3 protein-coding genes are annotated in these 12,717 nt (G+C 67.0%); 1 reads left to right on the top strand and 2 read right to left on the bottom strand.

The features are described from left to right. Positions 1 to 75 precede the first annotated feature (75 nt). A complete protein-coding gene (locus JKJ07_RS28280; RefSeq protein ID WP_202994844.1) occupies positions 76 to 1,083 on the top strand; it encodes a LacI family DNA-binding transcriptional regulator in 1,008 nt (335 codons plus the stop codon). A gap of 80 nt (positions 1,084 to 1,163) precedes the next feature. Here the strand turns inward: JKJ07_RS28280 and JKJ07_RS28275 are convergent, their stop codons facing one another. Together JKJ07_RS28275 and JKJ07_RS28270 are read right to left on the bottom strand one after the other, a co-directional pair. Further along, positions 1,164 to 1,649 (bottom strand): hypothetical protein, encoded by a 486-nt coding sequence (locus JKJ07_RS28275; RefSeq protein ID WP_202994843.1) that lies wholly within the window; start codon positions 1,647 to 1,649, stop codon positions 1,164 to 1,166. Between the two features lie 19 nt (positions 1,650 to 1,668). Then, positions 1,669 to 12,681, bottom strand: a complete 11,013-nt coding sequence (locus JKJ07_RS28270; RefSeq protein ID WP_202994842.1) for a LamG-like jellyroll fold domain-containing protein — start codon at positions 12,679 to 12,681, stop codon at positions 1,669 to 1,671. Between the last annotated feature and the right edge of the window lie 36 nt (positions 12,682 to 12,717).

Below are 12,717 nucleotides of genomic sequence, written 5' to 3'. Positions count from 1 at the left end.
CCGTACGGGGCGTGGTGCCGAGCGGGCAAGACCGTCGGCGGTATCCTCAGCGCGTTTGAAGAACCGGAGGTGGTCGTGGCTACGTTGGCCGATGTGGCCCGCCGCGCCGGGGTGTCCACGGCGACCGCCTCGCGCATCATCAACGGCAGCTCGAAGCCGGTCACCGAGGAGCTGCGGGCCCGGGTGCTGGCCGCGGTGGCCGAGCTGCGCTACGTGCCCAACGCGCACGCCCAGATGCTGGCCCGCTCCAACCGCAACGCCGTCGGCGTGCTGGTCCACGACGTCTCCGACCCGTATTTCGCCGAGATCACCCGCGGCCTGCAACGGGTCGCCACGGCGAGCGGCCGCCTGACCATCATCTGCAACACGTTCCGCGAACCCGAACGCGAACTCGAATACATCGACCTGCTGCACGCCCACCAGGTGGCGGCGATCGTCGTGGCCGGCTCGGGCTATTTGTCGTCCGACGCGGAACAGGAACTCGACGAGCGGATGACGGCCTTCGAGGCCACGGGCGGGCGGATCGCGGTGATCGGCCGCCACCACCACGCCTCAGACGCAGTGCTCCCGGCGAACGAGGAGGGCGGCTTCCTGGCCGGCTCACACCTGTTCGAACTGGGCCACACGTCGGTCGGTGTGATCGCCGGCCCCGCCGCCCTGACCACAACGGCCGACCGCCTGGCCGGCCTGCACCGAGCCGCCTCCGCGTACGGCCGTTCCCTGAACGTGGTCCACTCGGACTTCACTCGCGACGGCGGCGAGGCCGCAACGGCGGAACTGCTGGCCGCCGACCCCCCGGTGACCGCGATCGCCGCCCTCAACGACTCGATGGCCGTGGGCGCCCTGGCCGCGATGCGCACCGCGGGCCGCCTCCTGAGCGTCATCGGCTACGACGACATGCCCATCGCCCGAGACGTCACCCCGTCCCTGACCTCGATCCGGCTACCTTTGACCGAGCTGGGCGAACGCGCCATGCAACTGGCCCTCAACCCACCCCCACCCAACACTCCCCCACGCGTCGAGACAGTCTCAGCCGAACTAATCCGCCGCGAAAGCACCTGGCCGGTCTCCCAGCCCCGCTGACGCAACTTCAGAAATCAGCTTAAAAGATTCTAAAGATCATCAGTTTGATGGGAGTCCGCGCAAGGGCAATTCAAACAGATCTACTCAGGGTAAAATCCGGCTTTAAAGACAGCGAACCGCTCACGGTCACTATCGACTACCTCAAGTACATCCAAAAGGAAGTCGGAGTTCCACTTCGACAATCGGGAGTACATAACCCAGATTCCATCACGAGCTCGCTCGATGCACCTGTCGACCAAGTCGAAGTTTCCGAGCTCAAGTTCCGATCGGTGCGGCTCGCCCGTAATTATGTTGTGCAGTACGTTCAGAAACTCCATTTCTACCCACAAAGGAAGATCTTCGGCGTATGCAGCCAAGATCACACCAACGGCGGGGAGCGCCACTTCATAGACCATCGATTGCACTTCGAGCCGGTATTCCAGACTGCAGCCCACCGCCTCGGATTCATCGTTCGCATCGAGAAGACCGAGAAAGAGATCGCGGAGGCCCGGGCCGCCACTCGCCGGAGCCCGGTAGGCCGACCAATCAATCCTACCAATCTCCAAGCGAGCGGCTACTGCCTTCACGGACAACGTCATTCACCCTTCAGTGAGCAAAGAGAGCACCTGGAACGATGTTTCCTTCAGGAATTCTTGTCTGACATACCGCACAGATAGGTTTCTCCTCCCACACCTTCCTGCCCAGCGAGTCTTTTTGATATTGTGCCGCCCTATTAAATAGAACGTCATTCATTGGCCAACCGGTCTTTTCAAGGATGTTGATTTCCGCACAGTTTCCGCCGCCAGAGCAGCCGACGGCGATTTGACCGGTCTTAACATTGATGGCGCTGGTCCAGGTTCGCAGCCGACCGGTCGCCTTAGGCATCCCGGCATCGTTTCGCAACGCGTTCCCGTCGCTGACCCGCGATTCAACCGTCCAGGGCCCTTCCGGATCGTGAACCTTGACTTCTGGCTCGAAACTACCAGCGGGCCCGCGAGACCCAAATCGTGGGCAAGAATCACCCGTCACACCCAGGTTGATGAAGCCGGGGTCGTTGTTGTGTACGAGGACCGGGTTATTGCCGGCAATCACATAGTACGTGTGGGTGTTATCGACGGTGAGGTCGCGCATCACCCGGGCACCGGTGAAGGTGCGGACTGCTACGACGTACTGGATTTCGCCGCTGGGGCCGACCAGCGTGGACGTGCCGGGTGTCAACTCCGCGGCATCGACCCACTCGCCGGTGGTGGCGTCCCAGAACGGGTGGTTGGCAGTGGTCTCCAGCGTGGATTCGGTCGGGCCGCGGGTACTGCGACCGCCCTTGCCCTCGGTCACCACCCTGGTCGAGTTTTCGGCCGCGACAGGCGCGGTCGACACCGTGACGTCGGTCAGTTCCCGGTCACGGTTGGCGTGCAGCAGCGTCACTAGCTGATCGCTGTTCTCACCCGTCGCCGGGTCGGTCGTCGCCACCTTGTCGCCGACATTGACCTCGACGATTGGCCTGGCGGAGCCGTCGGCCATCAGAACCCGGGTGTCCGGCGCGAAGCTGTGACACGTCGCCGCTGTCTGCGGGTCGTCGACTTTGTCCGCCTTGACGACGTTGCGCTGTTCCGCAGGCTGCTCCGACACCGACGGACGGTCTGAGCCCTCCGGCTTCTCCGGGCGTTCCGGCCGCTCCTTCTCCGGCTTCTCCGCCCTCTTCTTCGACGTCTTCGCCTTCGGTGGCTTCGCCGGCTCCGACGACTTTGCCTTCGGCCGGTGTTTCGCCTTCGGCTTGGGCTTCTTCTTCGCCGGCGGCTTGGTCTTCTTCTTGGGTGGCTTCGGTTTCTTCGGCACCTTCTGCATCAGGTCGCTCAGATGCTTGCGGGCCTGGTTCAGCAGCATCGAGGCGCGGTTCATCATCGTGCGGGCGCCGTCGATGATGCGCCGCCACATCCGGTAGCCGCTCAACGCCCGGTCGATCGCCTTGTACAGCGACCTGGCCATTTTGAACATCTTGACCGGGCCCAGGAAGTTGGACGCCAGGTCGATGCAGTCCATGGCACTGCCCTCAAGGCACCCCACGATCGCGTTGTAACCGATCAGGTCGAGCAGCATCCCGACACCGACCTGCAGCAGGATGTCCAGGAGCGGCGTGTTGCTCTCGCGTTCGGCCCGCTCGTAGTCGGCCTGCTGCCGCGCGATGTCCTCCCCGGTGAACTGGACGTCACGCTGATGCTGATCCATGTCACGGGTGTATTGGGCCAGCTGCGCCTGATACTTCTTCAGCTCGCACTCGTAGTCGTACGAGCCGCACTTGCCGTCCACGCCGTACCCGGTGGTGTCCGTGTTGCCGAGCGGGTCACCCTCGGCGTACGCGAAGCGGTTGGCCGCCCCGGATCCGGGGGTCGGGTTGTTCGACGCCGCGTCGCGGGTGTCGAACGCTCCCGTCTCCGGGTCGTACCAGCGGGCCCACATATTGACCTTGCCGGTGCCCTCGTCGGTCCACTGCGATTGGAAGCCGAGCCTTCCGATCATGCCGCCGGAGGCGATGACCTTGCCCCACGGGTCGTAGGCGACCGAGGCCGCGAGGGTTGTGCCGGTGCCGGAGAACTCGCCCACCACGTCGGTGTGCAGGTCCGTCCACGCGTAGCGCTTGTTCGCCCCGGACGCGACACCGACCAGGCCGCCGCCGGCATCCCGGACGTACGTGGCGGTGCTGTCCCCGGCCACCGTGTTGCCGAGGCCGGTGTAGGTCAGGTTCGGCTTGATCAGCCGGCCCAGCCCGTCGTACGTGTATGTCTGTTTCTGTCCGCCCGCCGCGGTCTGAGACAGCACCTGGTTGAACGCGTCGGTTACCGTCTCCTGCTCGAGGCCGCCCTCGACGGTGCTGGTGAGGGTTCCCCGCGCCGAGTAGTGATACTGCGTGCCGTCCGACGACGACATCAGCTGGTTGCGCTCGTCGTAGGTGAACGTCTTGCCGTCGGCCTGCGTCCGGTTGCCCGACTTGTCGAAGGCGTAGACCACCGGTGTGCTGCCGTTGTCCCACCCGACCAGCCGGTCGGCCAGGTCGTACGTGTAGGTGTTGGCGGCCGCCCCGGAGAACCCGGTCGTCGTCTTGGACTTCAGGTTGTCGTTGGCATCCCACCCGTACGCGATCTTGGCGACGCTCGCACCACCGGCCGTCTTCAGCTCGTCGGAGGTCACCCGGTGCAGGTTGTCGTAGCCGAACGACCGGACGTTGCCGGTGGTGTCGTACTTGATCGACTTGACCTGCGACATCGCGTCGTACGTGTATTTCATGTCGACGCCCGCGCCCGTGTTCACCACCTTGTCGGGCCGGCCGACGTTGTCGTACGTGTAGGAGGTCGTCCCGGCCGCATCGGTCCGCGAGGCCAGTGCCCCATCCGGGTTGTAGCTGTAGGACGACGCTCCCGACACCCCGCCGATCGTCGTCGGCAGACCCCGGTCGTCGTACGCGACCGTGGTCGTCCCGGCCGAGCCGGTCAGCGACGTCACCCGGCCGGTCAGGTCGTACTCGAAGGTCTTGTCGGTCGTCGCCGCCTGGGCGCCGGTGCCCGCGTTACGCACCAGCCGGCCCATCTCGTCGTACTCCGACGTCACCCGCACCCCGCCCGGCGAGTCGACCCGCACCGGCCGCGCGGCGGCGTCATAGGACGTGGTGAACGTGCGGTCGGCCGGATCGGGGTGGGCCTCCGTGGCCGGCTCGATCTGCGACTCGGGCAGACCCCAGGCGTTGTACGTGGTGACGAAGCGGTTGCCCCGACCGTCGGTGAACCGGGTGCGCTGCCCGGCGAGGTCGTAGCCGAAGGTGGACACGATCTCGTCGGAGCCGCTGATCGGCTCGGTCTGCGACACCAGCTGCCCGAGCGCGTCGTACGCGAACTTCTTGGTCGTGCGGCGGGCATCAGTGGCCTCGATGAGGTTGCCGGCGGCGTCGTACCGGCTGGAGACCGTGCGCAGCAGCTCGTCGGTGGCCGAGTACGCCCTGGTCTCCAGCAGGCGGCCGGCCAGGTCGTAGACCGCTGTCTCGTAGGTCTTGTCCGGGGAAGTCACCTTGACCGGCCGCCCGGCGCCGTCGTACTCCGTCTTGGTGATGTTCTGGTCGGCGTCCTGGACCGAGGTCTGCTCGCCGGCGGCGTTGTACTGCATCCTCGTCTCGACACCGGCCGCCGACTTCACGACATCGGGCCAGGGACTCGCGATGTGCTGGATCTCCGTCTTGTTCGCCTCGCCGGTCTGGCGTACGGCCTGGGTGCTGGTCTCCGTGCGGCCCAGGAAGTCGTAGGTGGCGGTGGCCTTGGCCCCGGTCGGGTCCTCCTGCTCCAGCAACTCGCCGTCCGGGGTGTAGGCGAAACGGCTCACCCCGCCGTCGGCCGCAGTGACCTTGGTTGTCCGGCCGAACGAGTCGTACTCGAACCGGATGGTCGCGCCGAGCGGGTCGGTCGTCGACTCGACCTGGCCCGCCGCGTTGAACTTGTTGGTGGTTCTGGCCACGATCGGCGTCGACGAACCCGGCGCCAGGTAGCTCGGCAGCTCCGTCTCGACCGGGCGACCGGCGGCGTCGTACCGGGTGATCGTCTTGTTGCCCCGGGGGTCCTGCTGCTCGGTGAGCTCGCCGAAGGTGTTGTAGCCGACCATCGAGATCGCGAACGTGGAGACCGGCGCCCCTTCCCCGGTCACGGCGCTCACCTGCGGCGACTTGACGTGGACGGGACGCCCGGCCGCGTCGTTCTCGATCAGTGTCGTGTTGCCCCGGGCGTCGGTCGCCGAGAGGGCCGAGCCGTCCCGGTCGAGGTTCTGGCTCGAACGCACCACCCGCGCCGACAGGGCCGCGGCCGTGCCGGCGCGCACCGTTGCCATGTCGGCGGCGGGGACCGCCCGCTGGAAGACGATCACATCGTCGACCAGGCCCTGCGGCGTCGAAAGAGTAGACGCCTGCCCGATCTGGATCGAGGAGGCCGACAGCGGACGGAAGTCGTCCGCTTTGGCCTTGGCACTGCCCAGCACGGCACTGGCACCGTTGCGGTCGCCGTGGAGCGTGGCTGTCTTGTTCTCCGGATCGTAAGAGGCAGCCAGATGCGTCCATGTCCCGGCCGTGGCCGTCCCGTTGGCGGTCCGGACCGTGACGGTCTCGGGCACGCCTGTGCCCGTCTCGCCGGTCATCGTCAGCTCCCAGGCGCCGCCGACCATGTACGACAGCGACATCACAGTCGGTCCGGCACCGGTCGGCATCGACAGCAGGGAGCGGTCGTTGGCTGTATCGCCGACGTTGACCCAGAGACCCACCGTGAAGGCCCGGGTGGTGTCGACCACCGGCTGCTCGGACTTGACGAACGCGTGGGAGCCGGTCAGCGCCACGGAGCCGCCCCGTTCGGTCGACCACATGGCCTTGGGGGTGACCGTGCCGCGCGAGTTACCGACGGAGTCGGCGGTGGCGCTGTCGAAGATTGAGTCGAACTTCCACCGGAACACCGGGGCCAGCGGGTCCTTGGACGTGTAGGTGGTCTCGGCCAGGGCCCGGCCGAGCTTGTCGTAGAAAGCCTCGGACTTGCCCACGGTTCCGGAGTTGTCGGAGAGCGTCGTGGTCAGCACGTCGTCGTTGGCCGAGTACGTCTGCGTGGTGGTGCGGTTCAGACCGCCGGGGTCGAGCGTCGCGGTGAGCCCGCGGCCCGCCTCGTCGTAGGTCCGGGTGGTCTTGGTCCGGCCGTCATTGGTGATCTGGGTCTTCAAGTTGCCGGCCGGGTCGTACTCGTTCTCCTCCTCGACGAAAGTACCCTCGCTGGTCTTCTCGGTCTGGCCGTTCCACCGGGTGACCTTGGTGAGCAGGTTGTTGTCGGTGTACTCGTAAGTGGTGAGGTAACCCCTCGCGTCCTTGACCGAGTTCAGCCGGCCCGCGAAGTCGTAGCTCATCTCCTTGACCGGCAGCTTCTCACCGGGCACTTCGACCTTGAGCTCGCGGCCGAGCGGGTCGTACGTCGTCTTGATGACGCTCCTGTCGGCGTGGGTCTGTGTGCTGACCCGCCCGTACGCGTCGTACCCCAGTGTCAAGGTATTGCCGAGGGCGTCGGTCTCGGTCGCCTTGCGCCCGTACTGGTCGTAACCGTAGGTCACCGTACGTGGGGCGTCGCGGCCGTTCCCCCCGTCCCCGTCGGACACAGTCTCCGAGGTCACGAGGCCGTCGTCGTTGTAGACCGTCGAGGTGACGGGCGTGTGGGGCAGACCGGTCACCCGGTTTTCGAACGTGGCGCCCGTCTCTTTGACGACCCGGTCCTGTTTGTCGTGCTCGTAGGTGATCTTCGACCGTTCCGTGCCGCCGACGGATTCGGTCTCCTGGATTGTCCGCCCGAGGGCGTCGTACAGGTAGCTGGTCTTCAGGCCGGCCGGGTCGGTCATCTCCCGGACGTCGCCGTTCGCCTCGTAGGCGATGGACACGACGCCCCCGCCGGGCTTGACGACCTCGGTGGGCAGACCGGCCGGCGACGTGGTGTACCTGACGGTGCTCCGGCGGCCCAACGGGTCGGTCTCCGCAATCCGGGCGGCCGTGTTCACGTTGTAGTCGTACTTCGTGAGGTAAGTGTCATCCGTCGCCGTTTTGGAACCGGGACCGCGCTTGGTCAGCAGCCGATCGTTCATCACGCTCGGATCCAACTGCTCGGACGTCGCGTTCGGCCAATACGTGTAGTACGTCGTCGAGCACTTGCGCTCGGACCTGTCCTGACAGGTGGCGGTCGAGACGACGTTGCCCCGGATGTCGTGCTCGTTGATGGTCATGTTGCCGATGGGGTCGGTGACCGTGCGCAGGTTGCCCCGGCTGTTGTAGCCGTACCGGGTCGTGTTGCCGAGCGCGTCGACCTCGGCGAGCTTGCGGCCGCTCTGCAACTCGTGGACGTCCCGGCTCACGGTGTTGTCCGGCTGCTGCACGCTGTAGGTGACGGACGGCACGACCGTTGACTGCGCGGCCGACCGCGCCTTGAACTGCGCCTCGACCATCTTGCCGTCGAGCGGCTTGTCGTAGAGCGCGACCTCGGCGATCTGGCCCAGGAAGGAACGCGCGGTCGGGCCGACGGTGTCGTATGTTCCCGGCGTGTAGCCGCCCCCGAGGTAGCCCGCACCGACATACATGTACTTAGCCACGCCGTCCCGGAGCGGGGCCCAGGGCCGGCTGCCCTGCGCTTTGCCGTCCACATAGAGCGTCTGGTTCTCGTCCCAGGTGACCAACGCCACATGGTGCCACTTGCTGTCGTTGACCCTGGCCTCGCTGCGGATCGGCCAATTGATAGGGGGTATGGGGGAAGAACCCTTCTCCATGGCGAACTGGCCGCGAAGGTGGCCCTCGGAGTCGACATAGAGCGCCGTGTGGGTCCGGGTGGAGGTGGTGGCGCCCGGCTGGACCGGCACGCTGCCATAGCTGAACAGTGGGTAGCCGTTGACCGAGGTCTTGAACCACATGGACACGGCGTACTTGTCCATGTCCACCTTCGGTTCCGGGCAGGTTCCGCCGCAAATGCCACCGGGGTTGCGGACGTCGAGGCGCGATTTCGCTCCGTCGAAGGCCGCCGCGGTGCCGTGTGGATCGAACGGACCGCTGGCGACGTTCAGGGAGACCTCGTTGTATCTGGCCTCGTTGCCGTTGACCTGGTTGACCGCTACGACGCCGCTCGGTTCGGCCATGCGCCAGTAGTCGCTGGGCACACCGGCGAGCACGGCACTCTCGTGCACCTTGGTCGTGCCACCCACGGTCGGCGGCTGCGGGCGCCACGTCGCGCCGTTGCTGTCGATCACCTGGTTCACGCGGCCGCTGACGCGGTCGTACGTGACATCGGCGGCCACTCCACCGGACGGGCGGAGCGCCTTGCTCACCTGACGAACCGGTTCCTGGGCCGCGTACATGTCCTGGGCCGTCTGCTGGCTGACCGGGCTGTCGTAGAGCGCCACCTCGGCCATGGACCCGGCGAAGGGTTTGAGATAGCCCATGTTGCTCGTCGAGTCGACGGTGTCGTTGCCGGCCCAGCCGCCGCCGACCCAGCCCATGCCCAGGTAGGAGTAGACGTGGTTCAACTCCTGCACCGGGTTGTCCAGGGTGCCGCGCACGTCGCCGTCAACGTACAACGTCTGCTCGTTGCCGGCCGCCGACAGCACGATGTGATGCCACTTGTTGTCGTTGACCTTGATCTGCCCGCCGGCCACGGCGTGACTGCGCGGGAAGTAGGTCTGCCACATGGGGCGCACCTTGGTCTCACACGTCCGCTGCCCGATCGTCGGGCGCAGCAAGTATTCGATCTTGCTGAAGCACATGTACGACCAGTCGTTGACGATCTGCCCGTTGGCCCGCACGTCCCACTTCTGCTTGGCGACGCTGTCGTTGCACGTCTCCGCGACGATCATTTCGTTGCCGACCCCGTCACCCGCCGGGGCGAGGCACTTCTTGACTCCGTCGATCGTCCCGTACAGCTGACGGCTCGACGACCAGTTCCACTTCTGGTTCACCGCACCCGAGCAGGGCTGCAGGACCAGCATCTCGCCGGTCCCCGGCAAAACCGTGCGAGGGTCGATACAGTCGCCGGTCTCGGGGTGCACGAGGCTGTCCAGCGCGCTGCCCGGCTTGGGGGCAACCGGGAAGCCACCTCGCAGCCACCCTTCCTTGTCGATGTAGAGGGTCGGGTTGTAGCCCGCCTTGGTGTGGACGTTGGCGTTGTTCTGCCAGGACTGCCCGTACAGCACCTGAGCCCGGCCGCTCAGGCCGGTCTTCATCCACATGCTGATCGACTGATTGGCGGCATCCCCGGCCAGTTTCGCCGGCAGCACGACCTTCGACGTCGACCCGTTGAAGCCAGTCGCCCGGGAGGCCGTGCCGGTGAGCGGGCCGTCGACGCTGTAGTTGACGTCGACGTAGTTTCCCCGGTCCGTGCCGGCGTTCTCGAGCACGGAACTGGCCGCCACCGCGCCGCTCGCCTCATTCAGCCGCCAGTACGAGCTGGGCTGGGTGTTGCTCACGGCGGTCGGGTAGAGCGAGCCGTCGGTGTGCTGATAGGTGTGGCACTTGTCGGCCGAGGTCGGCGGGCAGACCTTGGTCAGCGACGTGCCGGTGTAGAAGTAGGACCACGTGTTCGCGGCGCCGTTCACCGGGTCGGTGTGGACCTTTTCCACCCGCACCGGGTTGTCGTCGTTATCCCATTTCAAGAAGAGCTTCCGGCCCGACGCGGACTGCAGGTTGTCGAGCTTCTTGCCGACCCAGTTCAGCTTGAGCGTACGGCCGTGGACGTCCTTGATGGCGCTGAGCGACCGGACCGCGGTCGTGGTGTTCTGCGTGAACTCGTAACGAGTGCCGTCCTTCTCCCAGAGCTGGTAGCCGCCCGACATCGGCGAGAGCACGGTGCCCCGGCCGGCCGGCGAGCTGTACCAGATGACGCCCGTGGAGGTGACGTTGCGGCCGAACCCCATCTCGCGCCCGTCCGGATAGGTCACGACGACGGTGTTGCCGCGGTTGGTGGCCTTGGCGTCGAGGATGCTGGACCAGCCGGCGCCCAGGGCCTGCCCGGTACGCGGGTCGTTGCTGTTGTAGTAGCGCGCGATCTCCAGCGGCGGGCCGATCGTGGTGACCATCGCGTCGCGGGCCATGGTGGTGTAGTTGCCGACCGCCGGGTCGAACGCGCGACCCGAGTTCTGCGACAGCCCGGACGTGATGGCCGGTTGCGGCACCGCGGTGACCAGCAGGTTCTTGTAGAGCGACTCGGCGTTGGTGCCCTGGCCGTCGTCGACCAGCACGCTCCAGTAGTAGGACTCACCCCACTTGAGCACCCTGGCCGGCACGGTGTACGACTTCCGCCGGAGGTCCTTCGCCCGGTGGATCTCGGTCTTGGAGTCGTTGCTGTAGATGATGAAGGTGTACGTCATCGACTTGGGTCCGAGGTCGGGATCGGACGCGTCGGCCAGAAGCTCCGGCGTCAGCGTCGTGACCGCCTGGCCATAGCCCGGGTACTGCTCGTTGACCTGCGGCGGCACGTTGTCGGCCGCGGTCACCTCGACGAACGGCTGGAACTCGCCGCCCTCGACGTTGCCCGACGTGAACCGCTTGAACGCCGCGGCGTCGGTCTCCGAGGTGGTCAGGGCGAGTCCGGCGTCGGCGGGCTGCCCGGCCGACCAGTCGGCCACCGCGCCGGGGTCCAACTCGGCGCGCCACCACTTGCCGACACCACGGTCGGCCTCCTCGTTGGTGCACGCCGGCTTGTTGTCGGTGACCCTCAGAGTGCCGATCGGCGCCGAGTACGAGGGGGCGGCGGCCAGCCCGCCGTCGTCGGCCGGTGCGGTCCCCTTGAAGGCCTCGCCGACCCGGTGGACGGAGATCGGCTGCTGGTTGGCGCAGTCGGCCGACCACGAGTGGTACAGGTGCAGCGTGGCCGACCGGACCCGCTTGGCCCCGAAACTGTCGGCCGCCTTGGCGTCGAAGCCCAGGAACGACCGCGCGACCGTCGACTTGTCCTTCCAGGTGCCGACGGGCAGGTCGTCGGTGTCCCGGTTGGTGGTGGCGTCGTCGCTGTCGGCGAAGGTGTCGGTGCGGGCGTCCGCGGTCAGGATGGTGGACGTGAGGCGTACGGGGTATTCGCGGGCCGGGTCGGTCAGCCAGGCCGGGTCGGCCGTCACCTTGAGCGTCTGGGCGCCCTCGACGGTCGCCAGCTCGTAGGTCACCGCGGGCGACTGGGCGGGCGTGCCGGACTTCGGGTCGACCTTGGAATCCTCCAGGCGGCCCGGCGCCATCCGCAGCGCCGCCTTGCCGTCGGCACCGGCCAGGGCGATCGAGCCGTCCGTCTGCCGGCTCGCGGTCAGCCCGTCGAGATCTAGCGGAAGGACCCACTGATTGCCCGCCGCCGGCGCCTTCAGGACGATGGTCGTGCGCACCCCGTCGGCCAGGCTTTCCGCCTCGAGGTCCGTCGAGGAAAGAATTTCCCCGTACGCCGCCACGGACCCGTCGACCGCGGCGGGCGCGGCGGCGGCGCCGGACATCCCGAGCGCGACAGTGTCGCCGGAGGCGGTCGTCAGCGAGACCAGGGATTCGGCGGCGCCCTCGGCCGCCAGGCTCGTGGAGAGGGAGTTCGCGGTGGTTTCGAGGCGGCCGTCGCGACGGGTCAGGCCGGTGTCGATCGGCTGGTATCGGCCTTTGGCGTCCCGATAGTTGACCCGGCTGCCGTAGAGCCGGCGGGTGACGGACCCGTCGGCGTTCTTGAACTCGGTGAACCGCTCGCCGGACCGTTCCGGCACGCGCTTGCTGGTCTTCTCGTCGAAGCTGTCCGCGCCGGCCGCTGGCGGCGCCTTCCACGGCCCCGGCTGCTCCGGCTCGGGAAGCGAGGCAGGAACCGCGCCGATGCCGCGTCCGGCCGGCTGACCCGACCCGCCGTTGGCGCGGGTCTTGTCACCGGAGACGTAATGTCCCTGGTCCCCCTGGCCGGAGGGCGTCTGCTGCACGGGCATGCCTAGCACGTCGGCCAGGGCCGCCGGCTGTTCCAGCCACTTCAGCAGACCACTCAGCGGGAACCCGCCGTCGCCGGGCACCGCCCCCGGAGGCAGTCCGACCGTCAGAAACAAAGCCAAAGCAGTAGCCACACCGACCGAGCGGCGCATGATGTTCCCCCATGAATCCCGTGACCGTGAGCATCG

Source organism: Paractinoplanes lichenicola (assembly GCF_016785085.1).
Lineage (GTDB): Bacteria > Actinomycetota > Actinomycetes > Mycobacteriales > Micromonosporaceae > Actinoplanes > Actinoplanes lichenicola.
The sequence above is the reverse complement of the archived record's forward strand: the minus strand, read 5'-3'. Positions and strand labels throughout refer to the sequence as shown.